Source organism: Sphingopyxis sp. EG6, assembly GCF_003609815.1.
In the GTDB taxonomy this organism is placed as follows: Bacteria; Pseudomonadota; Alphaproteobacteria; order Sphingomonadales; family Sphingomonadaceae; genus Sphingopyxis.
Genome location: NZ_AP017603.1, coordinates 1,336,149 through 1,362,742, shown reverse-complemented (window position 1 = coordinate 1,362,742; position 26,594 = coordinate 1,336,149). Strand labels below are relative to the sequence as shown.

The following is a 26,594-nucleotide window of genomic DNA, read 5'->3' as shown; positions in this document are numbered from 1 at the left end:
TCGTGAAGCCGCGCCTCAGCTCGCAGGCGTAGCCGCCGGAGCCGCAGCAGGCGCTGCGCCAGCCTTGGCACGCACGGTCCACAGCTGCGCCAACCGCTGGCGATTGCCCTGCACCTTCGCGAAACTCGCCACCGCCGCATCGCTCTGCCCGGCGAGCGCCTGCGCCACGCCCAGGCGATACTGGATGACCGCATCGGTCGGGCTGGCCGCCAGCGCGGCCTGATACAGCGGAATCGCCTTTGCGGCGTCGCCATTACCGACCAGCGCGTCGGCGGTCGCACGCGCCGCCTTCGGGTTGCTCAGCGTGGCGGGCTTGGTCGCATCGGCCGCAACCGCCGCGGCGTCAGCCGTGGCGCGCGGGGTCTGCGATTCGAGGATGCCGCCGAAATGCGCGTCAGTCTTGGGAATGGCGCCGCTGTTCTGGCCATGCTTGATCAGCGCGACAACCTCGCCCGGATAACCCGCTTCGGTCGCCAAGCCCGCATATTCCAGATATTCGGGGCGCTGGGTCATCGAATTGGTCGCGCGCATCAAGCGCAGGATGTCGAGGTTGAGCTCCTTGTCACCGCCCGACTGCTGCAACAGGATGTACAGCGTGTTGCGCCACGTCGCCGGGGTCGGATAATCCTGAACGCGCATCGTCAGCACGTCGAGCATCTCGTTGGTCCGGTTGGCTTTCTGAAAAGCCTGCGCGGGGCGCACGAACAGCTCTTCAGACGGCTTTGTGCCGGCTGCGCGCGCGCTCGCGATCCCCGCCTGTGCAATTTCCCAGCCCTTGTCGATCTGACCGGCATTCAGATAGCTGTCCATCAGCATCGGTGCCAGCGCGGCTTCGGTCGAGCCCGCGGCCTTTGCCGCTTCCAGCCGCTGAATCGCCTTGGTGTAGTTTTTCGCGCCATAGGCGAAGTTGCCCGAATAGAAATTATAGACGCCGATGTTCTCCGCCGGGGTCAGCCCCGACTCGAGCATCACGTCCAGCCCCTGCCCCTGCAACGCCTGGTCCTTGCCCAGGATGCCAAGCTGGAGCTGGTAAAAGCCGACGAGGTATTTGTCATCGGGGGTCGATGCGCTGGCCTGCGCCTCGGTCAGCGCCGCCTGCAGGGCCGCGGCATCCTTGGCCGAGTTGGCGTCGGTCATCTTCTTGAGCGCAGGCGCAAAACCTTTGCTTGCGGTCAGCTGCTTGCCCTTGGCGGCTTCTTCCTTTTTCGGCTTTTCCTTCTTCTGAGCGGCAGCCGGGGTAGCGGTCGCCATCAGCGCGCAGCCCAGCACGGCGGCCATGGCCGTCGCGGGCATCGAGCGGAAACGGGTGAACATCGAAATCTCTCCTCAGAATCGGCCGGCTCGCCCAACGAAAACAGGCAACGCAAACAGGGTTCCGGCGCGCGTTCATAACGCGGCTAAACCCGTCGCGTTGCCAAGGCAAGACGGCCCGTACCGATATTATTTGGAAGAAAGCGGCTGAACGGCGATTGAACCCCGCCCAGCCCGCGCCCCGTCGGTCAACCGAGCTCGTCGATCGCCGCGTTGATCTGGCGCAGCACCAGCGGGTCGCCGGGCGCGCCGGCCATCGCCTGCTCGGCCAGTTCGATGAGCGAGATGATGCCAAAGGTCGCCGCCAGCCCTTTCAGGCGGAGCGCCGCAACCTCCCAATTGGCGTCGCAGCGCGCCCGGCGCATCAGGTCGGCGAGGTCGCGCGCGCTGCTGGCAAAGGCCGTGCGCAGGTCCATCGCGATCGCCGGATCGTCACCGATCGCGGCGCTGAGGTAACGGTCAAGGGGGCCACTATCGAACGACATTCCACAGGGTTGGCAGCTTGTAGTTAAGTTTCCGTTTCAAGACGGTCATTTGATGCTAAGATGGCGGGATGACGGGGGACAAGAAAATCGTCGGATTATGGCGGGATTCCGCCAAAATCCAGGAAGCCGACAGCACAGCGCAGGCCGATGCCGCGCCGCCGGAAACGGTGCCCGCGCCCGAAGCGGCTGCCCCGATCGAACGCGAATGGCTCGACATGTCGGTGCTTGATGCGGACGACGACCTTGACGACTCCGCTGACGATGCGGCGCAGCCGGCGTCGGCGTGGCGCGACCGAGTTGCCCCTGCCCTGCTTGTTCTGCTGGCGATTGGCTGGACCGGATTCGCGCTGGCCGTCGCGACCGACAATTTTGCGCGCACACCGGCGCTCGCTACCCTGCCGACGCTGATCGCGACGATCGCCATGCCGCTGACCCTGCTCGCGGTGCTGTGGATGGTGCTGCTGCGGTCGGGTCGTTCGGAACAGGCGCGTTTCGCGCGCGTCGCTGCCGCGCTGCGCGAGGAAAATCTGGCGCTCAATCAATCGATGCACTCGCTCGGCCTGCACCTGGCCGACGCCCAGAAGCAGCTCGGCGAACAGGCGAAGATCGTCCAGCAACTCGGCCTCGACACCGTGATGCGGCTGGGCGAAAGCAGCGACAAGCTGGCCAGCAACGCGTCGGTGATTGCCAATGCACATGATCAGCTCGCGCGTTCGGGTGATGTCGCCTTGCAGCGGATGGACGGGCTGCTCGCTGGCCTGCCGCGGATCGACGATGTGGCGCAGCGGCTCGCGGTCAATTTCCGCGAAGCGGGCCTCGTCGCGCATCAACAGGGCGCGAGCCTCGAGGCCAAGCTCGCCGAACTTGGCGAAGCAGCCGCAAGAACCGCCCAAACCGGCGAAAGCGCGACCGCCAGCGTCCTAGAAGCGATCGTCGCGCTCCAAGAACAGAGCAAGGAGACCGAAACCGGCCTGCTCGCTGCCTCCACCCAGGTCAGCAGCGCGCACGACGCCGCGCTCGCGCGGATCACCAGCGCCGGCGCTACCGCGCGCGACGACATGGCATCGACCGTCGCCACGATCACCGCGCAGATCGACGAAAGCTGGCGCCGGTTCCGCGATGGTGTCGATGCAGCCGCCGCGCAAATGGATGCCAAGCTCGTTGCCGCGCGCGATGCGGGCGATGCGATGGGCGCGCAATTGTCCGCCCACGCCGATGCCAGCGACGCGCTTGCGATGCGGATCACCGCGCATGTCGCCGAAGTCGCGCAGCAGCTCGACGTGCTCGATGTCAGCGTGACGGCCAGCACCGGGGTCATCGGTCGCTCGATCGACGACACTAAGACCCAGCTCAGCGCCTTCATGCAGGAAGTGCAGAGCGGCAATGCGTCGGCGCATCAGCTGATCACGCACGCCGAATCACTGCTGCTGGCGCTCGACGCGGTGACCCGCGAACTCGACGAAACGCTGCCGCATGCGCTCGACCGCATGGCATCGCACGGCAAGGCAACGCAAACCGCGCTGGCGCAATTGCGCCCGATGCTCGAGGCGTCCGAACTTGTCGCGCAATCGACGATGTCGCACGTCAATGCGGTGCAGGCGACGCTCAAGTCGAACGAGGAACAGATGGCCGGGCATGCGACCAGCCAGCAGGCGCTCGTCGACCGGATCAACGGATCGCTCGCCGACGCCGAGGCCGCGCTGGCGAAACTGCGCGACGGCGCCGATGAATTTGCCGAACAGGGCGGCGCGCGGATGATCGCAACGCTGGGCGAGGTGCGCGCCACCGCCGATTCAGCGGCCGAGGAGGCGCGTGAGACGCTCGAAAAGCTGGTGTCGGGCGCACGCGAAGCGATGCAGGCCACCGCGACCGAGGCGATCGACGCGGCGTTCAAGAACGAGATCATGGCCCAGCTGACCGCAATCGAAGAAGCCTCCGCACGCGCGGTGGCGGCGGCGAACGGCGCCGCCGACCGCCTGATGCGCCAGCTCATCACGATCATGGACACCAGCGCCAGCGTCGAACAGCGTGTAGCCGAGGCCGAACAGGCAATCGCCACATCGGGCCGCGATTCGCTTGCCAAACAGGTCGGGCTACTCACCGAAGCGCTGAAATCGACCGCGATCGACGTCACCAAGATCCTGTCGACCGAAGTCAGCGACACCGCCTGGGACGCGTATCTGAAGGGCGACCGCGGCGTGTTCGCGCGGCGCGCGGTCAAGCTGATCGAAAACAGCGAGGCCAAGGAAATCCTGCGGCTTTACCAGAATGACGACGGCTTCCACGCGTCGGTAAACCAGTTCATCCATGATTTCGAAGCGATGCTCCGCCTGCTGATCGGCGCGCGCGACGGATCGGCGATCAGTGTGACCTTGCTGTCGTCGGACATCGGCAAGCTGTACGTGGCGCTGGCGCAGGCGATCGACCGCTTGCGGGGCTAGAGTCTTTCCGATGTTGAATGAATCGCGGGGGATTCCCAGGGGCTCAGAAGTGTGATTCAAGCTGGCCACTGGTGAGGAGGCCAGCATGGATGAGGCCATTATCGCAGGATTTGCGGGTTCGATTTTGCCGTGCTCTGGATCGGGGCATGTCGGCGCGGGCGGCGGCCCGGTTGCTGGAGGTGAGCCCGGCCACGGGGGTTCGCTGGGCACAGGCATGGCGGACGCGAGGTTCGGTTGAGCCGGGCAAGGTCGGCGGTCACATGCGGCCGTTGCTGGCGGGTGAGCGCGAGTGGCTGCTGGCTCGGATCGAACAGAAGAAGGATCTGACCCTGCACGAGTTGCTGGCCGAGCTGCGTGACGAGCGGGGAGTTACGGTGTGCTGCGACACGCTGTGGCGGTTCCTCAGGCGGTGCGGCAAGACGTTTAAAAAAAGACGCTCTTCGCCAAGGAGCAAGACCGGCCCGACGTCGTTCGCCGCCGTGCCCGCTGGCGCTGGGTCCAGCGCTGGGTAGACCCCAAGCGGATGGTCTTCATCGACGAGACCTGGGCGAAGACCAACATGACTCGCACCCATGGCTGGCATACCAAGGGTGAGGCGCTGATCGACAAGGTGCCGCACGGGCATTGGAAGACGCTGACCTTCATTGCCGGGCTGCGCCATGACGGCATCGTCGCTCCTTGCGTTATCGACGGCCCGATCAACGGCGAGAGCTTCACCGCCTGGGTCGAGCAGTTCCTGATCCCCGAGCTGGAGCCGGGCTGCATCGTCGTGGTCGACAACCTCGGCAGCCACAAAGGCAGCCAGGTGCGCAAACTGCTCAAGACGGCGGGCATCAGGCTGTTCTTCCTGCCGCCCTACTCGCCCGATCTGAACCCCATCGAGGAAATGTTCGCCAAGCTCAAACGCCTGCTCCGAAAGGCCAACGAGCGCACCGTCGAAACCACATGGCGGCGCATCGGAAAACTGCTCGATCACTTCCCGCCCAACGAGTGCGCCAACTACATCCGTGGAGCCGGATATGCCTCAATCTAAGCCAGAAAGACTCTAGGCGGTAGGGGCGTTAACAGGTCGGCGCGGCGTTTCGACCGGAAGCTGGCCTACATTCTCGTCATCCCGGACTTGATCCGGGATCCATCCGCCCTCTCAGCATAGCGCGGTGCGAGGCCGCATGGACCCCGGATCAAGTCCGGGGTGACGACGACCTGAGAGCAGCTCACCACCCCCAAGCAGACGAAGCCTTCAAAATAAGTCTTTCCTACATTTTCGGGCTGTGCCAGCCTTCATTCGGCTCTTTCATCTGGTAGGCAAATAGCGGTCACGGCTCGGTTTGCGGGTGCGGCTAAGGCGATGCTTGTATGACGCGTCCGACACGCCGAGACGCCCAAATAGGCGAATGCAATAGACTGAACTTTCCTGAACTTTGGGATTGTTAATCCCCCGTGGGTCAGGCCCGTCCGCTCACCACGTCGGGATCGACCCAGCCGTTCACATAAGCGACGTAGTAGATGACGAAGCCGACCGTCGCGACGATCGTCATCTGGAGCAAGATACGCGCGGGCCGAAACACCGCAGGCGCGCCGCGGTCCTGTCCCTTGACTAGCGGCGCTTCGTCGTCGCTCGCCTTGCGGCCGTGGAAGGGCAACACAAAAAAGGCGCTGAGCGCGAGGAAGAGCAGATAGATAGCGAGCGCCGAGGTCCATTTCATCGCTTTACGTCCATTCAGAGCTGCAAGAGCATGACATCGACGACCGGCTTTTTGCTCGTCCAGTCGGTCGCGACGCGGCGCACGCTCAGCCGGATCGCTTCGCGCATTTTTTCCTGTTCCTTGGCGGGGGCCAGTGCCGCCTGTTCGGCCGCTTCGCGCATTTCGTCGATGAACGCCTCGCGTTCATCCTCGACCGGGACGCCGCGATAGCTCACCGCAACGTCGGTGAAGCGCTTGCCGGTAAAGATCACCGCGACGGTGATATGCCCGTGCAGCGCCAGCTTGCGGCGCTCGTTGATCGTCTCGCCATCGGCGGGCAATATAACGTCGCCGTCGAGGATAAGGCGTCCAGCACGGACGCGCTCGAGGATTTTGGCCGGGCCGGGCGCCAGCCGCACCAGATCGCCATTTTCCTGGATCAGCGCGTCGGGGACACCCGTTTCCAGCGCAAAGCGCGCCTGTTCGTGCATATGGCGAATCTCGCCATGCACCGGGACCACCAGCTTCGGACGCAGCCAGCCATAAAGCGCCGCCAGTTCGGGCTGTCCCGGGTGGCCGCTGACGTGGATATGTGCCTGCTTTTCGGTAACGGTCAGGATGTCCTTGGCCGCGAGCTGGTTCATGATCCGTCCGATCGCGACCTCGTTGCCCGGGATTTGCTTCGACGAAAAGACGACCGTGTCACCGGGTGCGAGCTTGATCTGGTGGCTGTCCGACGCCATGCGCGCGAGCGCGGCGCGCGGTTCGCCCTGCCCGCCCGTCGCAATCACCATCACCTTTTCGCGCGGCAGGCGCATCGCCTCGTCGAAATCGACCGTCGGCGGGAAGTCTTTCAGATAACCGACCGAGCGTGCGACACCCAATATGCGGTCGAGTGAGCGCCCGGCGACGCACAGGGTGCGCCCCGTAGCGCTCGCGACGCGCCCCAGCGTTTTGAGGCGCGCCGCGTTTGAGGCAAAGGTCGTAACGATAACCCGGCCCTTGGCATTGCCCACCGCAGTGAGCAACCCGTCGTACAGGTCGCCCTCGCTGCCCGAAGCTTCGGGATTGAAGGCGTTGGTCGAATCGCCGATCAGAAAATCGACCCCCTCGTCGCCGATCGCGGTCAATGCCGCGGCGCTCGACGGGGTGCCGAGCACCGGATCATCGTCGAGTTTCCAGTCGCCGGTGTGGAACACGCGGCCATAGGGGGTGTCGATCACCGCCGCGCTCATCTCGAGGATCGAATGCGCGAGCGGCATCAGGCGGATACCGAAGGGACCAAGCTGGAAATGCGCGTCGATGTCGACCGTCCTGATATTGACGTCCTTCTCCAGCCCCTCTTCGGCCAGCTTGTTCGCGATCAGCCCGGCGGTGAAGCGGTTGGCGTAGAGCGGTACGCCGAGGTCGGCGGCAAGATAGGGCAGCGCCCCGATATGATCCTCATGCCCGTGCGTCAGCACGATGCCGAGCAGGTCCTTCTTGCGGTCTTCGATAAACTCGAGGTCGGGCATGATGATGTCGATGCCGGGATAATCATGGGTGCCAAAGGTCACGCCGAGGTCGAGCATGATCCATTTGCCGTCGCAGCCGTAGAGATTGGCGTTCATCCCAATCTCGCCTGATCCGCCGAGCGCGAGGAAAAGCAGCTCCTTTCCGGGAGTCGTCATATTGTCTGGTTCCGTTGGTTATAGAGGTGCATCAACCCGTTGAGCGTGAGGTCGGGTTCGATGCGGTCGAACAGATGCCCCTGTTCCTGAAACAATGTCGCGAGGCCGCCGGTGGCGATGACCGTTAGTGGCTTGCCGATCTCGGCCTTCATCCGTGCGATCAGGCCTTCCATCATGGACACATAGCCCCAATAGACGCCGATGAGCATCTGGCTTTCGGTCGTGCGGCCGATGACGCTCGTCGTCGCGGGCGCCTCGATCGCGATGCGCGGCAGTTTCGCGGCGGCGGCGACCAGCGCTTCCAGCGACAGGTTGACCCCGGGCGCGATGATGCCGCCCAGATAGGCGCCGTCGGGACCGATATGGTCGAGCGTCGTTGCGGTGCCAAAGCTGATGACGAGCTTGTCCTTGCCCGGTTCGACCGCCTGCGCCGCGATCGCGTTGACCGCGCGGTCGGCGCCGACCGAGCGCGGCTCGTCGACCTTCAATGCGATACCCCAGGTAACCGGCTCGCGGCCCGCGACGAAGGCATCGACGCCGAAATATTTGACCGCGAGCAGCTGTAAATTGTGGAGCGCGCGCGGCACGACGGTCGAAATGATGACCGCATCGACCTGGCTGCGATCATGCCCCTCGATGCGCAACAGCTGATCGAGCCACACCATATACTCGTCGGCGGTGCGGCGGTCGTCGGTCGCGATGCGCCAACGCGCGAGCAACGCGGCGCCATCGAACAGCGCGAATTTGGCATTGGTGTTGCCGACATCGATCGCGAGCAGCATCTATCTTTCTTCCTCGACCGGGCGACGCAGTTCGACGTCGCCAGCGTGCACCAGCATGGTCTCGCCGCCCGTCACGCGCAAGCGCAGCGCGCCATCTTCGGCAAGCCCGTCGAAGGTCCCGTCGATGCGCTGTTCGGACACATGGAGCGGCGTGCCGAGCGGATGCGCGAGCGGCAGCCACGCCCGAACGATGCTTGCCACACCCTCCTGCCGCCAGGTCCACAGCGCGTCGATCATCGCGATGCCCAGCGCCCCGGCAAAATGGTCGCGATCGAGCGACACGCCCTTCCCCGCCAGCGTCGCGGTCGCCCGATCGGCCAGATCGGGCGCGGCGACGAGGTTGACGCCGATCCCGATGACGACCGAATTGCCGGTGCGTTCCATCAATATGCCCGCGCATTTGGCGCCATCGACGAGCAGGTCGTTCGGCCATTTGAGCTGCGCACCGATGTCCGGCGCCAGTGCGGCGACGGTCTTTGCAAGCGCCACCCCGGCGACGAGCGCCAGCGTCGCCGCCGACGGATCGCCGATCGTCAGATGGACGACGGTCGAGCCCATGAAATTGCCCTGCCCGTCGTTCCAGTCCCGCCCGAGGCGACCGCGCCCGGCGGTCTGACGGTCAGCGACGAGCCAATGCCCCTCGCCGACATGCTCGCCGCTCGCCAGCCGCGCCAGCAGGTCGGCGTTGGTCGAACCTGTCTGCGCTATCCGCTCGATGGGCGGTATCAGAACAGCACCGCAGCAGCGCTGGCCGAAAGAACCGCCAGCACGGGGATGAAGAGGTAACCGATGACCGAGAGCCACAGCGCGCTCGCGGTGATCACCGCATCCTCGACGATCGCGCCGCCGCCTGCCGGAATCTCGGTGTCCGACTTGTCGTCGAAATACATCATCTTGATGATCGCGATATAGTAGAAGGCGCCGATCACCGAAGCGACGATGCCTGCGACCGCGAGCGGGACGAGGTTCGCGTTCACCGCGGCCTCGAACACCAGATATTTCGGCCAGAAACCGAACAGCGGCGGGATGCCGGCGAGGCTGAACATGAACACCGCCATCGCCGCGGCGAGGCCGGGGCGGCGCTGCGACAGCCCGGCGAGCGCGGGGATGCTCTCGATCTGGTTACCCTCGGCGTCGCGCAGCTGGAGCACGACGAGGAAGGCGCCGAGCGTCGTCACGACATAGACGAGCAGATAGGTCAGCACACCCTCGACCCCCTGCTGCGTTCCCGCGGCAAGGCCGATGAGCATGAAGCCGACATTGTTGATCGACGAGTAAGCAAGCAGGCGCTTGATATTCTTCTGCCCGATCGCGCCGACCGCGCCGAGGATGATCGATGCGAGCGCGAGGAAGATGATGATCTGCTGCCACGCGCCGACCGCGGGGCCCATCGCGTCGATCACGACGCGCGTCATCAGCGCGATCGCCGCGACTTTCGGAGCGCTCGCGAAGAAGGTCGTCACCGGGGTCGGTGCGCCTTCATAGACGTCGGGGGTCCACATGTGGAACGGCACCGCGCTAATCTTGAAACCAAGGCCCGCGAGCACGAACACGATCCCAAAGATCAGTCCGATGTTGAGTTCGCCGCCCATCGCCTTTGCGATACCCGCAAAGTCGGTGGTGCCGGTGAAGCCATAGAGCAGCGAAATGCCGTAGAGCAGCATGCCCGATGCCAGCGCGCCGAGGACGAAATATTTGAGACCCGCCTCGCTCGACCGCTCGTCGGTGCGCATGAAGCTCGCTAGCACATAGGCCGCGAGGCTGTTGAGCTCGAGCCCAACATAGAGCGTCATCAAGTCGCGTGCCGACGCCATGATGCCCATGCCGAGCGCCGCAAAGACGATCAGCGTCGGATATTCGGCGCGCATGCCACCGCTGAAAAAGCGCGGCGCGATCAGAATACAGACAAAGCTTGCAGCATAGATCAGCAGCTTGGCAAAACCGCCGAAGCCATCGACCGAAAGCGTGCCCGAAAAGACGGTCGTTTCGACGCCGAACAATGCGACGACGGCGGCCGCAGCGGCGGCGAGCGTGAGCAGCGCGCTGAGCTGGTAGATGCCAACCTGGCGATCGCCGAGGAAGGTCCCGAGCATCAGCGTGATAAGCCCGCCGATCGTCAGGATCAGTTCGGGCCAGATGAGCGCGAGATCGGCGGTCATTTTGCGCCTCCCGCATGCGCGGAGCCGTGGGCGGTTTCACCCTGCGCCGCGGCGGGCTTGGGCTTCCCGGCGGCAAGATGTGCGTCGCCCGCGGGCTTCGCCGGCGCTAGGCGCGCAACGACGGTCGTCACGTCGCCGCGCATCGGCGCGAGGAAGCTCTCGGGATAGACGCCCATCCACAGCGCCACGGCGGCAAGCGGGGCCATGATTGCCCATTCGCGTGCGTTTAGGTCGGGCATCGCCTTCACATCATCCTTGGTAAGTTCGCCGAACACGACGCGGCGGTAGAGATAAAGCATGTAAGCGGCGCCGAGGATGATGCCGGTGGTGCATACGAACGCCACGACGCTCGACGCTTCGTAGATGCCGAGCAGGCTCAGGAATTCGCCGACGAATCCACTGGTCCCCGGCAGGCCGATCGACGCCATGGTGAACAGCATGAAGAACAGCGCATAGGCCGGCATGTTTACCGCGAGCCCGCCGTAACGATCGATCTCGCGCGTGTGGAGCCGGTCGTAGATTACGCCGACGCAGAAGAAGAGCGCGGCCGAGACGACACCGTGGCTGAGCATGATGATCAGCGCGCCCTCGATACCCTGCTGGTTGAACGCGAACAGGCCCGCAGTGACGATCGCCATATGCGCGACCGACGAATAGGCGATCAGCTTCTTCATGTCGCTTTGCACCAGCGCGACGAGGCTGGTGTACACCACCGCCACCATCGACAGGCCAAAGACGAGCCACATCAGTTGCGCCGAGGCGTCGGGGAACATCGGCATCATGAAGCGCAGGAAGCCGTAGGCGCCGAGTTTCAGCAGCACGCCCGCGAGGATCATCGAACCCGCGGTCGGCGCCTGCACATGCGCGTCGGGAAGCCAGGTGTGGACGGGCCACATCGGCATCTTGACCGCAAGGCTGGCGAAGAAGGCAAGCCACAGCCACGTCTGCATCCCCGCCGGGAAGTCGTAATTCAGCAGCGTCGGAATGTCGGTCGTGCCCGCTTCGGCGATCATGACGATCATCGCGATCAGCATCAGCACCGACCCGAGCAGCGTGTAGAGGAAGAATTTGAACGCCGCATATTTGCGGTTCGCGCCGCCCCAGATGCCGATGATGAAATACATCGGGATCAGGCCGGCTTCGAAGAAGATGTAAAAAAGCAGCAGATCCTGCGCCATGAAGACGCCGATCATGACGACTTCCATGATCAGGAACATCGCCATGTAGAGCCCGACACGGCTCTTGATCGCGTCCCAACTGGCGAGGATGCAGAGCGGCATCAGGAAAACACTGAGCATGATCAGCATCAGCGCCATGCCGTCGATGCCGAGCGCCCACTGGAAACGCCCGAACAGGTCGGCGCGTTCGGTGAACTGCCACTGCGCGCCGCCAATGTCGAAGTTCGCCCAGAGGATGCAGCCGAGGACGAAGGTCGCGAGCGTCGCGCCGAGTGCAACGAAGCGCGACATCTTGTCGCCCACGAACAGGCAGGCGATGGCGCCGACCAGCGGAACCGCCAGCATCAGCGAAAGGATGGGAAAGCCGCTCACAGGAAATTCACCATGGCCCAGCTGGCGAGGCCGACAAGACCGAGCAGCATCACAAACGCATATCCATAAACATAACCCGATTGCAGCCGGACCGCGAGACGGGTCCCCCCAGCGACGAGCGCGGCGGCGCCATCGGGACCGAAGCGGTCGATGGTGCCTTCGTCACCCTTCTTCCAGAAGAAGCGGCCGATCCAGAAGGCGGGCTTCACGAAGAGGACGTTGTAGAGCTCGTCGAAATACCATTTATTGTACAGGAACTGGTGGAGCAGCTTGAACTGCGCCACGAAGCGCGCGGGCAGCGTGGTGTTGCGGATATAGCTGTTCCACGCGAGGAACAGACCGATCGCCATCACCGTGAACGGCGTCCACTTCACCCAAGTGTCCACCTGATGCGAATGGTGCATCAGCTCGGCATCATAGGCGAGCATGCTGCCGTTCCAGAAGGCCAGCCCCTGTTCGGGGTAGATGAACTGATATTTGAACGCATAGCCCGCAAACACCGCGCCGATCGACAGCAGCACCAGCGGGATCAGCATCGAGACCGGGCTTTCATGCGGGTGGTAACCCGCGGTGCCGTCGCCCGAAGCGCCATGATGCGCATCATGGTGGTGATGATCGCCCTGCGCGGCGTGCGCATGATCGTCATGGCCGTGACCATGGTCGTCGTGCACCGCGTGCTGGATATGCTCGCTCTGTTCCCAGCGCGGCTTGCCATAGAAGGTCAGGAAGACGAGGCGCCACGAATAGAAGCTCGTCAGCAGCGCGGCGAAGATGCCGACCCAGAAGGCGATTACGCCGCCGCCGCCTGCGGCAAAGGCTGCTTCGAGAATGCCGTCCTTCGAGTGGAAGCCCGCGAAGCCCGCGACACCCGCGATGCCGACGCCGGTGATCGCCAGCGTCCCCATCATCATCGCCCAGAAGGTAATCGGGATGTGTTTCCGCAGCCCGCCATAATAGCGCATGTCCTGTTCGTGGTGCATCGCATGGATGACCGAGCCCGCACCGAGGAACAGCAGCGCCTTGAAAAAGGCGTGGGTGAACAGGTGGAACATCGCCGCGCCATAGGCGCCGACGCCCGCGGCGAAGAACATATAGCCAAGCTGCGAACAGGTCGAATAGGCGATGACGCGCTTGATGTCCCACTGCGTCGTGCCGACGGTCGCGGCGAACAGGCAGGTCGCAGCGCCGACAAAGGTCACGACACCAAGCGCGACTTCGCTCGTTTCGAACATCGGCGACAGGCGGCACACCATGAACACGCCCGCGGTGACCATCGTCGCGGCGTGGATCAGCGCCGACACCGGGGTCGGGCCTTCCATCGCGTCGGGCAGCCAGGTGTGGAGGCCAAGCTGCGCCGACTTGCCCATCGCGCCGATGAACAAGAGCAGGCAGAGGATCGTCATCGTGTCGAGGCGCATCCCCATGAAGGTGATCGTCGAGCCCGCCATGCCCGGCGCCGCGGCAAGGATCTCGGGGATCGAGACGGTACCGAAGACGAGGAAGGTGCCAAAGATGCCGAGCATAAAGCCAAGGTCGCCGACGCGGTTGACGACGAACGCCTTGATCGCCGCGGCATTGGCACTCGGCTTCTTGTACCAGAAACCGATGAGCAGATACGACGCGAGACCGACGCCTTCCCAGCCGAAGAACATCTGGACGAGGTTGTTCGCGGTCACGAGCATCAGCATCGCAAAGGTGAACAGCGACAGATAGGCGAAGAAGCGCGGCTGGTCCGGGTCTTCCTCCATATAGCCCCAGCTATAGAGGTGGACGAGCGCCGATACCGTCGTGATCACGACGAGCATCACTGCGGTCAGCGTATCGACGCGCAGCTCCCAGTTGAACTGGAGCGCGCCCGAGCTGACCCAGTGCAGCACGGTGACAACTTCGGCCTCGCCGCTGCCCATCACGAACGACAGGAAGATCGGCCAGCTGAGCGCACAGCTGGTGAACAGCGCGCCCGTCGTCAGGATTTTCGACGCGGTGGTGCCGATGACGCGCTGGCCGAGGCCTGCGATAAGCGCCGCCAAGAGCGGCAGGAATACGATCGCCTGGATCACCGGTTCACCCCTTCATCCGGTTGGCATCGTCGACGGCAATGGTGCCGCGGCCGCGGAAATAGATAACGAGAATGGCAAGACCGATCGCGGCTTCACCCGCGGCGACGGTCAGCACGAACATCGAGAAAACCTGCCCGACAAGATCGTTCAGCGCCGCGCTGAACGCGACGAGATTGATGTTCACCGCGAGCAGGATGAGCTCGATCGCCATCAGGATGACGATGATATTCTTGCGGTTGATGAAGATGCCGAGCACGCCGAGCGTGAAGAGCACCGCCGAAACGGCGAGATAATGGCCGACCGAAATCACAATTTCATCCCCTGCCCGACGCCCGGATCGACGAGGCGCGTTGCGTCCTCGGGGCGGCGCCGGTTCTGCGCCGAAATATTCTGGGTACGCACCCCGCCACGCTGGCGATGCGTCAGCACGATCGCGCCGATCATCGCGACCAGCAGGACGATGCCCGCCGCTTCGAACAGGAAGATATATTTCGTGTAGAGCAGTTCGCCGATCTGCTGGATATTGCTCTTGTCGCTTACGACCGGCGCAGCGCGCGCCGCGAGGTCAACCCCGCCCGCGCTCCATGCGCCGACCGCAAAAACGAGCTCGGCGGCCAGGATGATCGCCACCAGCGCGCCGAGCGGCAGATAGCGCACGAAACCGGCACGCAATTCGGCGAAATCGATGTCGAGCATCATCACGACGAACAGGAACAGCACCGCGACCGCGCCGACATAAACGATGACAAGCAGCATCGCGATGAATTCAGCACCCGCGAGCAACATCAGCCCCGCCGCGTTGAAGAAAGCGAGGATCAGCCACATGACGCTGTGGACGGGGTTGCGCGCGAAAATCACCATCGCCGCAGAGGCGATGACGATGGTCGCGAACAGGTAAAAGGCGATAAGCTGGATCATGTGCGCGCGCCCTTATCGATAGGGCGCGTCAGCGGCAAGATTCGCCGTAATCGCGCGTTCCCATTTGTCGCCGTTGGCGAGCAGCTTGGCCTTGTCATAAAGCAGTTCCTCGCGCGTTTCGGTCGCGAATTCGAAGTTCGGCCCCTCGACGATCGCATCGACCGGACACGCTTCCTGACAGAAGCCGCAATAGATGCACTTGGTCATGTCGATGTCGTAGCGCGTCGTGCGGCGCGATCCGTCGTCGCGCGGTTCGGCCTCGATCGTGATCGCCTGCGCCGGGCACACCGCTTCGCACAGCTTGCACGCGATGCAGCGTTCCTCGCCGTTCGGATAACGGCGCAGCGCATGTTCGCCGCGGAAGCGCGGCGACAGCGGGTTCTTCTCGAACGGATAGTTGATCGTCGCCTTCGGCTTGAAGAAATATTTGAGCGTGAGGGCGTGCGCCTTCACAAACTCCCACAAGGTGAAGCTTTTGATGAGGTGGGCGATGGTGCTCATGAATACCTCGTCAGCATCAGATAGCCGGAGATCAGGAAGATCCACAGAAGCGAAATCGGCAGGAAGACTTTCCAGCCCAGCCGCATCAGCTGGTCATAGCGGTAGCGCGGCACGGTCGCCTTGACCCAACTGAAGACGAAGAAGAAGAACAGGATCTTCGCGAACAGCCAGATGATGCCGGGGACGGCATAGAGCGGCGCCCAGTCGATCGGGGGCAGCCAGCCGCCCCAGAACAGCACGGCGTTGAGCGTGCACATCAGGAGGACGTTGGCATATTCGCCGAGCCAGAAGAGCGCGAAGCTCATCGACGAATATTCGGTCTGGTAACCTGCGACGAGCTCGCTTTCCGCTTCGGTCAGGTCGAACGGCGCGCGCGCGGTTTCGGCGAGCGCCGAGATCAGGAACATCACCGCGAGCGGGAAGAGCAGCAGGTTGAAGCCGAAGGCGTTGACGATGCCGAGCCCGTGGCCCTGTTGCGCTTTCACAATCTCGTTCATGTTGAAGCTGTCGGCGAAGAGCACGACACCGATCAGGATGAAGCCGATCGAGACTTCGTAGCTGATCATCTGCGCCGAGGCGCGCATCGCCGAGAAGAACGGATATTTCGAGTTCGACGCCCAGCCCGACAGGATCACGCCATAGACGCCGAGCGACGAGATCGCGAGGATGTAGAGCAATCCGACGTTGATGTCGGCGAGCACCGCGCCCGAATTGAACGGGATCACCGCCCACGCGAGCAGCGCGACCGTGAAGGTGATGATCGGCGCGATCAGGAATAGCCCGCGGTTGGCGGACGTGGGTATGATCGTTTCCTGCAGGAACACTTTCAAACCGTCGGCGAACGACTGGAGCAGGCCAAAAGGACCGACGACGTTCGGACCGCGGCGCAGCGCGATCGCCGCCCAGATCTTGCGGTCGGCATAGATGATCATCGCAACCGCGAGCATCAGCGGCAGCGCGATCAGCAGGATGCCGCAAATCGTCGCGAGCCCCCAAGCCCAGTTCGGGTCCATGCCCCAGGAGATGAAGGTCTCGGTCATTTGCCGGCCCCGTCCTGGTTGCGCCAGCCGTTATGCGGGCCGGGCCGCTCCGACTTGCCCTTGGGATTGAAGCCGCGCCAGACGGCATAGCCCATGCTGACGAACAGCATCGACGCGATGGCATGCACCGGGGTCATTCCGCGGCCTCCGCAAAATCAACGCCATGCACCAGCTCTTCCGAGCAGCGCTGCATCGTCGGCGACGCGCGGCAGATGGCGTTGGTGAGGTAGAAATCCTTGATCGGCGACGGGATCGCGCGCGCCTCGGGCTTGGCGGGCAGCTTGGGAGCCGACCAGCCATAATCGGCGAGGCCTTCATGCCCGAGCGCCGGAACCGCCGCGATCATCGCCGCGCGGCACTGGTCGAAGCTGTCGAAGCCGACGTTGACGCCAAGCGCGTCGGCGAGCGCGCGGAAAATGCTCCAATCCTCGCGCGCGTCGCCCGGCGCGAACACCGCCTTGTCGCTGCGCTGGACGCGGCCCTCGGTGTTGACCGTGGTGAAATCCTTTTCGCTCCACGCCGCCGCAGGCAGGATGACGTCGGCCGCGTGCGCACCCTTGTCGCCATGATGGCCGACATAGACCTTCAGCGTCTTGGCAAAGCCGGTGAAATCGACCTCATCGGCGCCGAGGAAGAAGGCAAGCTTCGGCTTGGCGGCAACGATATCCTTGATCCCGCCGGGCTGCGCATAGCCGAGCATCAGCCCGCCCATGCGGCTCGCCGCCATATGGACGACGCTGAAGCCGTTCCAGCCGTCTTTGACCGCGTTTACCGACTTGGCGAGTGCGAGAGCCGCGCCATGCACGCCGGGCACCGCGAGGCCGCCGCCGCCAAGGATGATGAGCGGGCGCTCGGCACCCTTCAGCGCATCGAGCGCCGTCGCGGGCAGCTTGCCGACCAGCGAGGCATCGTCGCCCAGCCAGCTGACCTTGTACGTCTGGTCCTTCTCGGGCCCGATCGCAAAGACCTTCGCGCCCTTCTTCCACACCGCCTTGCGGACACGCGTGTTGATCAGCGGCGCTTCCCAGCGGAGGTTGGTGCCAACGAGCAGGATCACGTCGGCATTCTCGGCCTTGGCGATTCCGGTGTTGAAATTGACCGCCGACAAGCTGGTGACATCATAGTCGAGACCGGTCTGACGGCCTTCGAGCAGGTCGGAACCGAGCGCGTTCACCAGCGCCTTTGCGGCAAACATCGTCTCGCAATCGACGAGGTCGCCCGCGATCGCCGCGACCGACTTGCCAGCCTTCACCGCCTTGATCGCGTCAAAGGCTTCGGCCCAGCTCGCTTCGACCAGCTGGCCGTCCTTGCGCACATAGGGACGGTCGAGGCGGCGGCGCGTCAGGCCGTCGACATGGTGGCGCGTCTTGTCGCTCGCCCATTCCTCGTTCACATCGTCGTTGACGCGCGGCAGCACGCGCAGCACCTGACGGCCCCGCGCATCGATCCGCACATTGGTGCCGACCGCGTCCATCATGTCGATGCCGAGCGTCTTGGTGAGCTCCCACGGCCGCGCTTCGAACGCATAGGGCTTCGAGGTCAGCGCGCCGACCGGACACAGGTCGACGACATTGCCCGACAGCTCGCTCGCGACCGCGCGTTCCAGATACGACGTGATCTGCATATTCTCGCCGCGATAGATCGCGCCGATGTCTTCCACGCCCGCGACTTCCTCCGCAAAGCGGACGCAGCGCGTGCACTGGATGCAGCGGGTCATCACCGTCTTGACGATCGGACCCATATATTTCTCAGTAACCGCGCGCTTATTCTCGTCATAGCGCGTCGCGCCGCGGCCGTAGGCGACCGACTGGTCCTGCAGATCGCATTCGCCGCCCTGGTCGCAGATCGGGCAGTCGAGCGGGTGGTTGATGAGCAGGAACTCCATCACCCCTTCGCGCGCCTTCTTGACCATCGGGCTATCGGTCTTGATGACCTGCCCCTCAGCAGTCGGCAACGCGCACGAGGCCTGCGGCTTCGGCGGACCTGGCGACACTTCGACGAGGCACATGCGGCAATTGCCGGCGATCGACAGACGCTCATGGTAGCAGAAGCGCGGAATTTCCTTCCCCGCCAGCTCGCAAGCCTGCAAAACGGTCGCGCCCTGCGGGACGTCGAGTTCTACGCCATCTACGGTGACCTTAGGCATCGGCAGAGCTTTCAGATGAATTGCTGGCTTCGCGCAGGCGATATAGCCCCTCGGCGAGCGCGCCACGGAGGATTCCCCGTCCGAAGCTTACGCTCTGCCCCGGAGGCATGCAGGCCTGTAAATTCGGCAGAACCGCCGTCAGCGCTGCATTTTCTTCGGCGGTATAGATATCGGACATCACCAGATTGTGGCTTTCGGCGGGGGCGATCCGCGCAACGCAATCGCCGAATTGCCGCAAAGACAATATCGTATTCGGGACCGTCCCTGACGCGAATTCTTTCGCATAATCGCGCACCGGCAAATCCTTGAGCGCCAGGGTGGGCGCATCGTGATAGGCCTTGCGATAAAGGGCACCCAGCAGCTCGTAGCGAAAGAGAAACGGCGTGAACGCCAGCTTCGACGCAAATTGCGTCTGACCGACTTTCGGCAGGCAACCGGGCTCGGTGACCTTGTCGCCGAATTTTCCGGCGTCTTCTGATTGCGGATCTATCGCAATGAATTCCAGCGCCAGACGGCGCGCGCGCGCGCTGTCGACGACGCAATCGGCAAAGGATTTCATGATGATTTCGCGCTGCTTGGCGGCGTTATCGGCGACCAGCGGTACGTTGGGCGCATCCGGCGCGTGCAGGTGCGATCCCTGCTGGGCGACGGCAGGCGCCGACGGCTGCAACGCAACCATCGCGGCACAGGCAAGGGCCGCCGATCGGAACGACGTCAGCTTCACTCGGCCGCCTCCAACACGCCGCCATTGTCGCGGATGCGGCGTTCGATTTCGGGGCGGAAATGCTTTATCAGGCCCTGGATCGGCCAAGCCGCCGCGTCGCCGAGCGCGCAGATGGTGTGGCCTTCGACCTGCTTGGTCACGTCATACAGCGTATCGATTTCGCCGATGTCGGCGTCGCCGGTGCGCAGCCGCTCCATGACGCGCCACATCCAGCCGGTGCCTTCGCGGCACGGGGTGCACTGGCCGCAGCTTTCATGCTTGTAGAAATAGCTGATGCGGCTGATCGCCTGAACGACGTCGGTCGACTTGTCCATCACGATCGCGGCGGCGGTGCCGAGGCCCGATCCGACAGCCTTCAGCCCGTCAAAATCCATCGGGCAGTCCATGATTTCAGCTGCCGGAACCAGCGGCACCGACGAGCCGCCGGGGATGACCGCGAGCAGATTGTCCCAGCCGCCGCGAATGCCGCCGCAATGCTTGTCGATCAGTTCGCGGAAAGTGATGCCCATCTCTTCCTCGACGACGCACGGCGTGTTCACATGGCCGCTGATCTGGAAGAGTTTCGTGCCCTTGTTGTTCTCGCGCCCGAAGGACGAGAACCACGACGCGCCGCGGCGCAGGATCGTCGGGACGACCGCGATGCTCTCGACGTTGTTGACCGTCGTCGGGCAACCATAAAGGCCCGCGCCCGCCGGAAACGGCGGTTTCAGGCGCGGCTGGCCCTTCTTGCCCTCCAGGCTTTCGATCATCGCGGTCTCTTCGCCGCAGATATACGCGCCGGCGCCGCGATGGACGAAGACGTCGAAATCATAGCCCGACTTCGCCGCATTCTTGCCGAGCAGCCCGGCGTCATACGCCTCCTGCACCGCGGCAAAAAGCGTCTCGGCCTCGCGGATGAACTCGCCGCGGATATAGATGTAGGCGGCACGCGCACGCATCGCGAAGCCGGCGATCAGCGCACCTTCGATCAGCTTGTGCGGATCGTGGCGGATGATTTCGCGGTCCTTGCACGAACCCGGTTCGGATTCGTCGGCATTGATGACGAGGAAGCTCGGGCGGTCCGCGCGCGGTTCCTTCGGCATAAATGACCATTTGAGCCCCGTCGGGAAGCCCGCGCCGCCGCGGCCGCGCAGGCCCGACGCCTTGATCTCCTCGATGATCGCGTCCTGGCCGCGCTTCATCAGATCCTTGGTCTTGTCCCAATCGCCGCGCATCTGCGCAGATTTGAGGTTCCACGGCTGGAATCCGTAGAGATTGGTGAAAATGCGGTCCTTATCGGCGAGCATGGCTTACCACTCCTTCCGATAGTCGTGGTTTGAAGACACCATTTCCTTCAGCGTCGTCGGTCCGCCCTCGGGCTCGCTCGTATGGCGATTGGCGTTCTGCGTACCGGTCTTGGGTTGCTTGCCCGCCGCCAGGTCGTCGAGGATGCGCGACATGCTGTCGAAATCGAGGTCTTCGTAATTATCGTCGTTGATCTGGACCATCGGCGCGTTGGTGCAGGTGCCCATGCACTCGACCTCGGTCAGCGTGAACAGGCCGTCGGGCGTCGTCTTGCCCTTCACCATCCCGCGGTTCTTGCACGCGGCCATGACATCGTCCGAGCCGCGCAGCAGGCACGGCGTCGTACCGCACACCTGCACATGATAGCGGCCGACGGGCACGAGGTTGTACATGGTATAGAAGGTCGCGACCTCATAGGCGCGCATGAACGGCATATCGAGCTCGGCGGCGACATATTCGATCACCGGCACGGGCAGCCAGCCCTGCGTCTGCGTTTCGGCACCGACCTGGCGCTGCGCGAGGTCGAGCAAAGGCATCACCGCCGAGCGCTGACGCCCCGCGGGATAGCGCGCGATGACGGCCTTCGCCTTCTCGGCATTTTCCGCCGTCCACGCAAAAGCGCCCCAGCGCGCACGGACTTCGGCTTCGTCAGGGATTTGGGGTGCGTCAGCCACGGGCCAGACCTCGTTCAATATAGCGTCCGACATACATGCCGAGCGTCGCGGCAAATGCGGTCGAGACGACTTCCTTTATCGTTACCTCGCCATGGAACGCGGCAAGATAGGCCGCGACCGCAGACGCAAAGCCTGCAAGCACCAGGACAAGAATGGCGAGTTCGCGCAGCATTACCGGTCGCACTCCCCGAACACCACATCAATGGCGCCGATGATCGCGGTGGTGTCCGCGAGCATGTGGCCCTTGCACATGAAATCCATCGCCTGAAGGTGCGAAAACGCCGTCGGGCGGATCTTGCAGCGATACGGCTTGTTGGTGCCGTCGCTGACCAGATAGACGCCGAATTCGCCCTTCGGGCTTTCGGTCGCCACATAGACTTCGCCCGCAGGGACGTGGAAACCCTCGGTGTAGAGCTTGAAGTGGTGGATCAGCGATTCCATCGACTGCTTCATCTCGCCGCGCTTCGGCGGGACGACCTTGCGGTCGAGGCTGGCGATCGGGCCGGTCGGCATGTCGCGCAGGCACTGCAGGATGATGCGCGCCGACTGATAGACTTCCTGCACGCGGACCATGAAGCGGTCGTAGCAGTCGCCGCGCGTGCCGACGGGAATGTCGAATTCCATCTTGGCATAGGCGTCATAGGGCTGCGACTTGCGCAGGTCCCATGCAATGCCGCTGCCGCGGATCATCGGGCCCGAGAAACCCCAAGCCAGCGCGTCTTCCTTGCTCACCGTCGCGATATCGACGTTGCGCTGCTTGAAGATGCGGTTGTCGATGACGAGGCTCATCGCGTCGCCGAACAGCTTCGGCAGCCGCTTTTCGACCCATTCGCCGATGTCGTAGAGCAGGCGTTCGGGGACATCCTGATGAACGCCGCCCGGACGGAAATAGGCGCTGTGCATCCGCGCGCCCGAGGCGCGCTCGAAGAAGTTGAGGCAATCCTCGCGCAGCTCGAACACCCACAGGTTCGGGGTCATCGCGCCGACGTCCATGACGTGCGACCCGATATTGAGCATATGATTGCAGATGCGCGTCAGCTCGGCGAACAGCACGCGCAGATATTGCGCGCGCTCGGGCACTTCGAGGTCGAGCAATTTCTCGATCGCGAGGACATAGCTGTGCTCCATGCCGAGCGGCGAACAATAGTCGAGCCGGTCGAAATAGGGCAAAGCCTGCAGATAGGTCTTATATTCGATCAGCTTCTCGGTGCCGCGATGGAGCAGCCCGACGTGCGGATCGACGCGCTCGATGATCTCGCCGTCAAGCTCCATCACCATGCGCAGCACGCCGTGCGCCGCGGGGTGCTGCGGGCCGAAGTTGATCGTGTAATTGGTAACCGCCTGATCGCCCGCGGTGTTCGCGGTGTCGACAGGATAGCCTTCGAACATGTCGCTGCCGTGGTGCTTGACCTGAGGAGCGTCGGTCATGCGTCACCTCCTGCTTTGGGCTTGCGCAGCGCGCGCGGTTTGGCCGGAGCTTTGGTCTTGGCGGGAGCCTCGGCCTTCTTCGTTGCCGGAGTCTTTGCCTTGGCGCGCGTCGTCGCCTTCGCGCCCTCACGGCTCGTCTTTGCCGCGGCCTTGTTGACCTTGGCACCCGCGCCCGTTTGCGCCGGGCTTTCGGTGGTCTTCGGGGTCGGTGGCGGCGGCGCCTTCGCCTTGTCGTCCGCGGCCTTGACCTCTTTCGACGTCATCGGCGTGGGCGCGCCCTTACCGGGCGCTTCGCCGGTCCCGCCAGCCTTTTCATCGCCGGGCAGCACATAGTCGGCGCCTTCCCATGGGCTGAGGAAGTCGAAGTTGCGGAAATCCTGCGCCAGCTTCACCGGCTCATAAACGACGCGCTTGTCCTCTTCGCTGTAGCGCAGCTCGGTATAGCCGGTCAGCGGGAAGTCCTTGCGCTGCGGATGCCCCTGGAACCCATAGTCGGTCAGGATGCGACGAAGGTCCGGGTTGCCCGCGAACAGCACGCCATACATGTCGAACACTTCGCGCTCGAGCCAGCCGGCGTTCGGCCACACGGGTACGATCGTCGGCACCGGCGTCGCCTCGTCGGTCGATACGCGCACGCGAAGGCGATGATTCTTCGTCACGCTGAGCAGGTGATAGACCACCTCGAACCGCTCGGCGCGGTCGGGGTAATCGACCCCGGCAATCTCCATGAGCTGCTGATATTCGAGATTGTCGCGCAGCGCGATCATCACCCCGGCGACCGCGGCCCGATCGACGGTGATGCTGTCTTCGTCGGCAGCGAAATCATGCGCAAGCAAGTCGGCGCCGAGCAACGCCTTGAGCGCTGCCGCAAGCGTGGGCTGCGGCGCAACGAGGGGAGCAGGATGGGCCATCAGCGTTCGATCGTCCCGGTGCGGCGGATTTTCCGCTGCAATTGCATCACGCCATAGAGCAGGGCTTCGGCGGTCGGCGGGCAGCCGGGAACATAGATGTCCACCGGCACGATGCGGTCGCAGCCGCGCACGACGCTGTAGCTATAGTGGTAGTAGCCGCCGCCATTGGCACAGCTACCCATCGAAATCACATATTTCGGGTTCGACATCTGATCGTACACGCGGCGAAGCGCGGGTGCCATCTTGTTGCACAGCGTTCCCGCGACAATCATCACGTCCGATTGGCGCGGGGACGCGCGCGGCGCGACGCCGAAACGCTCCATGTCATAGCGCGGCATGTTGACGTGGATCATCTCGACCGCGCAGCACGCGAGCCCAAAGGTCATCCACCACAGCGAGCCGGTGCGCGCCCAGTTGAACAGATCCTCGGTCGAGGTGACGAGAAAGCCCTTGTCGCCGACCTCGCTGTTGAGGTCGTCGAAAAAGCTCTGGTCCGGATTCGTGCCGGGAGCCACCGGCATCTGGCCGGGCATGATGATGCTGGACGTGCTCATTCCCAATCCAACGCGCCTTTTTTCCACGCGTACACAAGGCCGAGCGTGAGTTCGGCGAGGAAAATCATCATCGTGGCCCAACCGGCCCAGCCGATCTCCTCCAGGCTGACCGCCCAGGGAAAGAGAAAGGCCGCTTCGAGGTCGAAGATGATGAACAGAATCGCGACGAGATAGAAGCGGACGTCGAACTGGCTGCGCGCATCCTCGAACGCGGGAAAGCCGCATTCATATTCGGTCAGCTTCGCCGGCTCGGGCTTGTGCGCCCCGGTCAGCCGCGCCACGCCCATCGGCAGGAACACGAACGCCGACGACAGCCCGACCGCAATGACCAGGAATATCAGGATCGGCAAATATTGCGTCAGATCGACCATGGGAGCTCGCAGTCTTGTTTTAGAGGTGTTTGCCACCCGTTATGCGGGCGCTTTAGGCCAGCCCGCCGCCCGTCGCAAGCGCTGCGGGCATGATTTTCATGCCCCGAGTGACCAAAAGCACAAACGCCGCTGGCGGCAGCGCCTATCGCTGTGATACGCCGCACGAATTGGGGTTAATTGAGCGCTTTCGGGGCGAATTCGACGGCGGTTCATGCAGGGAGGAGTTTCATGAGATCATTTGCCACGCGCGCAGCGCTTGCCTTGGGCGCATCCGCCCTGCTTGCCGCGACGCCCGCGCACGCCGAACTGGTCAATGCGACCGATCCGGCAACGATCGAGGCGATCGTCGAGTCGCAGGGCTGGCCCGCGACGATCGTCGCCAAGCCGGGTGACGACCCCTATATCGAAAGCAACCGCAACGGCCTCAAATTCCTCGTCCTGTTCATGAACTGCGACGAGGGCAAGAAATGCAAGACGCTGCAATATTATATGGGCTTCAGCGACGCCAAGGACGTGTCGCTGGAAAAGCTGAACAAGTGGAACAAGGACAAACGCTTTGCGCGTGCCTACCGGGATGATGAAGGCGATCCCGTGCTCGAAATGGACGTCGATCTCGATTTTGCGGGCATCCCGCGCGAAAACGTCGGCGAGACATTCAACACCTGGGCGACGCTCATGGACAGCTTCCGCGAATATGTGTTCGAGAAGTGAGCGAGCATCCCGATCGGGATACAGGGTATGACCTGATCGCGTTTGTGACGTTTGACGTCGACCCTGGCGCCGAAATGCGAGGCAAGCCGATCACGGCCGACTGGGGACCCAGCATATTGGTGAATAATGTCTTTTATCCCGGACGCATCAAAGCCTGCGATCAGCCTATGTTTTTTGGCAAATCCGGAAAAGTGCGGCTTTCGGTGATGACATTTACTGGAAATTTGTCGCTCACAGTCGGTCAAGAATTCCGGCTCTGCGCGGGACCGCGGCAAATCGCATCCGGCCGCGTTCTCGAGATTCTTTAACGCGACCGGATGCGCCGATGGTGATCACGCGTTGCGCAGCGCGCCCGCGACCAGTTTCTGCAACTTCGAATGCACGGCAGCGCTGCCCGCGATGAATTCGCTGCGCTCGATCGCGCGGTCGCCGCCGCGGAAATCGCTGACGAAGCCGCCGGCTTCGCGGACGAGCAGCATGCCCGCCGCGACGTCCCAGACCTTGAGGTCGCTTTCCCAGAAGCCGTCGTAACGCCCTGCGGCGACCCATGCGAGGTCGAGGCTGGCGGCACCAAAGCGGCGGATGCCCGCGACTTCAGGAGCGACGGCGCCGAAAATGCGGCTCCACTGCGCGAAATCGCCATGACCCATATAGGGAATGCCGGTCGCGATCAGGCATTCGTTGAGGTGACGGCGCGACGCCACACGCAGACGGCGGTCGTGCAGCCACGCGCCGCGGCCGCGCTCGGCCCAATAGCTTTCGTCGGTCACCGGCTGATAGATCAGGCACGAGGTGATGTCGCCCCAGCCGCCGCCGGGCTTGGGTTCCTGCACCGCGATCGAAATCGCGAATTGCGGGATCGCGTGGAGGAAGTTCGACGTGCCGTCGAGCGGGTCGATGATAAAGCGCGGTTTGCCCGGCTCGCCCTCGATCACCCCGCCCTCTTCGAGCACAAAGCCCCAGCCCGGACGGTCGCGGCCGAGTTCGTCGTAGAGGGTGCGCTCGGCGGCCTGATCGGCCTTCGACACGAAATCGGCCGGCCCCTTTTGCGAAACCTGCAGATGCTCGATCTCGCCGAAGTCGCGGCGCAGCTTCGTGCCGGCCTTGCGCGCAGCGCGCTCCATGACGGTGATGATGCCGGATACGGCCATTGTTCGATCTCCAACGCGTCGCCCCCGCGAAGGCGGGG

The 26,594-nt window shown here is 63.6% G+C and carries 28 protein-coding genes; 4 read left to right on the top strand and 24 right to left on the bottom strand.

Features of this window, described 5'->3' with window-relative positions:
• Positions 1–15: 15 nt before the first annotated feature.
• Both SPYCW_RS06760 and SPYCW_RS06755 read right to left on the bottom strand, forming a co-directional pair.
• A complete protein-coding gene (locus SPYCW_RS06760) occupies positions 16–1,314 on the bottom strand; it encodes a tetratricopeptide repeat protein (protein WP_120216154.1) in 1,299 nt (432 codons plus the stop codon).
• Between the two features lie 185 nt (positions 1,315–1,499).
• Positions 1,500–1,796, bottom strand: a complete 297-nt coding sequence (locus SPYCW_RS06755) for an Hpt domain-containing protein (protein WP_120216153.1) — start codon at positions 1,794–1,796, stop codon at positions 1,500–1,502.
• Positions 1,797–1,864: 68 nt separating this feature from the next.
• Here SPYCW_RS06755 and SPYCW_RS06750 point away from each other — a divergent pair, with 68 nt between their 5' ends.
• Positions 1,865–4,237: a hypothetical protein gene (locus SPYCW_RS06750; protein ID WP_120216152.1), complete on the top strand. Its 2,373-nt coding sequence runs from the start codon at positions 1,865–1,867 to the stop codon at positions 4,235–4,237.
• 89 nt (positions 4,238–4,326) lie between these two features.
• Positions 4,327–5,270 (top strand): IS630 family transposase gene (locus tag SPYCW_RS06745; RefSeq protein WP_120216151.1). Its coding sequence is split into 2 segments (ribosomal slippage): positions 4,327–4,662 and positions 4,665–5,270, totalling 942 coding nucleotides; the frame shifts between segments, so codons are not numbered across the junction.
• Between the two features lie 412 nt (positions 5,271–5,682).
• Here the strand turns inward: SPYCW_RS06745 and SPYCW_RS06740 are convergent.
• The 21 genes from SPYCW_RS06740 to SPYCW_RS06645 are packed head-to-tail and all read right to left on the bottom strand — an operon-like array spanning position 5,683 to position 24,694.
• A complete protein-coding gene (locus SPYCW_RS06740) occupies positions 5,683–5,943 on the bottom strand; it encodes a DUF1467 family protein (RefSeq protein ID WP_120216150.1) in 261 nt (86 codons plus the stop codon).
• A gap of 14 nt (positions 5,944–5,957) precedes the next feature.
• Positions 5,958–7,592: a ribonuclease J gene (locus SPYCW_RS06735; RefSeq protein WP_120216149.1), complete on the bottom strand. Its 1,635-nt coding sequence runs from the start codon at positions 7,590–7,592 to the stop codon at positions 5,958–5,960.
• On the bottom strand, positions 7,589–8,374 hold the full coding sequence (locus SPYCW_RS06730) for a type III pantothenate kinase (protein WP_120216148.1): 786 nt from the start codon (positions 8,372–8,374) through the stop codon (positions 7,589–7,591). Before SPYCW_RS06730 ends, SPYCW_RS06735 begins: the two co-directional genes overlap by 4 nt.
• Entirely contained in the window at positions 8,375–9,178 is an 804-nt protein-coding gene (locus SPYCW_RS06725; protein WP_120216147.1) for a biotin--[acetyl-CoA-carboxylase] ligase, read from the bottom strand. It lies immediately after the preceding gene.
• Entirely contained in the window at positions 9,100–10,533 is a 1,434-nt protein-coding gene (gene nuoN / locus SPYCW_RS06720) for an NADH-quinone oxidoreductase subunit NuoN (protein WP_120216146.1), read from the bottom strand. Before nuoN ends, SPYCW_RS06725 begins: the two co-directional genes overlap by 79 nt.
• Positions 10,530–12,083, bottom strand: a complete 1,554-nt coding sequence (locus SPYCW_RS06715; RefSeq protein ID WP_120216145.1) for an NADH-quinone oxidoreductase subunit M — start codon at positions 12,081–12,083, stop codon at positions 10,530–10,532. The genes nuoN and SPYCW_RS06715 overlap by 4 nt, the downstream gene beginning before the upstream one ends.
• On the bottom strand, positions 12,080–14,143 hold the full coding sequence (nuoL, locus tag SPYCW_RS06710) for an NADH-quinone oxidoreductase subunit L (protein WP_120216144.1): 2,064 nt from the start codon (positions 14,141–14,143) through the stop codon (positions 12,080–12,082). Before nuoL ends, SPYCW_RS06715 begins: the two co-directional genes overlap by 4 nt.
• A gap of 4 nt (positions 14,144–14,147) precedes the next feature.
• A complete protein-coding gene (nuoK, locus tag SPYCW_RS06705) occupies positions 14,148–14,453 on the bottom strand; it encodes an NADH-quinone oxidoreductase subunit NuoK (RefSeq protein ID WP_058456728.1) in 306 nt (101 codons plus the stop codon).
• Positions 14,450–15,061: an NADH-quinone oxidoreductase subunit J gene (locus SPYCW_RS06700; RefSeq protein ID WP_120216143.1), complete on the bottom strand. Its 612-nt coding sequence runs from the start codon at positions 15,059–15,061 to the stop codon at positions 14,450–14,452. The genes nuoK and SPYCW_RS06700 overlap by 4 nt, the downstream gene beginning before the upstream one ends.
• A 12-nt stretch (positions 15,062–15,073) precedes the next feature.
• Positions 15,074–15,562 (bottom strand): NADH-quinone oxidoreductase subunit NuoI, encoded by a 489-nt coding sequence (gene nuoI / locus SPYCW_RS06695; protein WP_120216142.1) that lies wholly within the window; start codon positions 15,560–15,562, stop codon positions 15,074–15,076.
• Positions 15,559–16,602: an NADH-quinone oxidoreductase subunit NuoH gene (gene nuoH / locus SPYCW_RS06690; protein WP_120216141.1), complete on the bottom strand. Its 1,044-nt coding sequence runs from the start codon at positions 16,600–16,602 to the stop codon at positions 15,559–15,561. Before nuoH ends, nuoI begins: the two co-directional genes overlap by 4 nt.
• Complete coding sequence (locus tag SPYCW_RS18945; protein ID WP_172595437.1) at positions 16,599–16,739, bottom strand: hypothetical protein; 141 nt, start codon at positions 16,737–16,739, stop codon at positions 16,599–16,601. The genes nuoH and SPYCW_RS18945 overlap by 4 nt, the downstream gene beginning before the upstream one ends.
• Positions 16,736–18,748: an NADH-quinone oxidoreductase subunit NuoG gene (nuoG, locus tag SPYCW_RS06685; protein WP_120216140.1), complete on the bottom strand. Its 2,013-nt coding sequence runs from the start codon at positions 18,746–18,748 to the stop codon at positions 16,736–16,738. The genes SPYCW_RS18945 and nuoG overlap by 4 nt, the downstream gene beginning before the upstream one ends.
• Positions 18,741–19,559, bottom strand: coding sequence for a hypothetical protein (locus tag SPYCW_RS06680; RefSeq protein ID WP_145985950.1), 819 nt, complete (start codon positions 19,557–19,559; stop codon positions 18,741–18,743). Before SPYCW_RS06680 ends, nuoG begins: the two co-directional genes overlap by 8 nt.
• Positions 19,469–20,758 (bottom strand): NADH-quinone oxidoreductase subunit NuoF, encoded by a 1,290-nt coding sequence (gene nuoF, locus SPYCW_RS06675; RefSeq protein WP_120216138.1) that lies wholly within the window; start codon positions 20,756–20,758, stop codon positions 19,469–19,471. The genes SPYCW_RS06680 and nuoF overlap by 91 nt, the downstream gene beginning before the upstream one ends.
• Before the next feature lie 3 nt (positions 20,759–20,761).
• Entirely contained in the window at positions 20,762–21,430 is a 669-nt protein-coding gene (locus tag SPYCW_RS06670) for a complex I 24 kDa subunit family protein (protein WP_120218154.1), read from the bottom strand.
• Positions 21,423–21,602 (bottom strand): hypothetical protein, encoded by a 180-nt coding sequence (locus SPYCW_RS06665; RefSeq protein ID WP_120216137.1) that lies wholly within the window; start codon positions 21,600–21,602, stop codon positions 21,423–21,425. Before SPYCW_RS06665 ends, SPYCW_RS06670 begins: the two co-directional genes overlap by 8 nt.
• Entirely contained in the window at positions 21,602–22,819 is a 1,218-nt protein-coding gene (locus tag SPYCW_RS06660; RefSeq protein ID WP_172595569.1) for an NADH-quinone oxidoreductase subunit D, read from the bottom strand. The genes SPYCW_RS06665 and SPYCW_RS06660 overlap by 1 nt, the downstream gene beginning before the upstream one ends.
• A gap of 35 nt (positions 22,820–22,854) precedes the next feature.
• A complete protein-coding gene (locus SPYCW_RS06655) occupies positions 22,855–23,769 on the bottom strand; it encodes an NADH-quinone oxidoreductase subunit C (RefSeq protein ID WP_120216135.1) in 915 nt (304 codons plus the stop codon).
• Positions 23,769–24,323, bottom strand: a complete 555-nt coding sequence (locus SPYCW_RS06650; RefSeq protein WP_120216134.1) for a NuoB/complex I 20 kDa subunit family protein — start codon at positions 24,321–24,323, stop codon at positions 23,769–23,771. The genes SPYCW_RS06655 and SPYCW_RS06650 overlap by 1 nt, the downstream gene beginning before the upstream one ends.
• Entirely contained in the window at positions 24,320–24,694 is a 375-nt protein-coding gene (locus tag SPYCW_RS06645) for an NADH-quinone oxidoreductase subunit A (RefSeq protein WP_120216133.1), read from the bottom strand. The genes SPYCW_RS06650 and SPYCW_RS06645 overlap by 4 nt, the downstream gene beginning before the upstream one ends.
• A gap of 228 nt (positions 24,695–24,922) precedes the next feature.
• Between SPYCW_RS06645 and SPYCW_RS06640 the strand changes: the two genes are divergently transcribed.
• Together SPYCW_RS06640 and SPYCW_RS06635 are read left to right on the top strand one after the other, a co-directional pair.
• Positions 24,923–25,405, top strand: a complete 483-nt coding sequence (locus SPYCW_RS06640) for a YbjN domain-containing protein (protein WP_120216132.1) — start codon at positions 24,923–24,925, stop codon at positions 25,403–25,405.
• On the top strand, positions 25,402–25,713 hold the full coding sequence (locus tag SPYCW_RS06635) for a hypothetical protein (RefSeq protein WP_120216131.1): 312 nt from the start codon (positions 25,402–25,404) through the stop codon (positions 25,711–25,713). Before SPYCW_RS06640 ends, SPYCW_RS06635 begins: the two co-directional genes overlap by 4 nt.
• Before the next feature lie 24 nt (positions 25,714–25,737).
• Here SPYCW_RS06635 and SPYCW_RS06630 read toward each other — a convergent pair whose 3' ends face one another.
• Entirely contained in the window at positions 25,738–26,556 is an 819-nt protein-coding gene (locus tag SPYCW_RS06630; protein ID WP_120216130.1) for an inositol monophosphatase family protein, read from the bottom strand.
• Positions 26,557–26,594 lie beyond the last annotated feature (38 nt).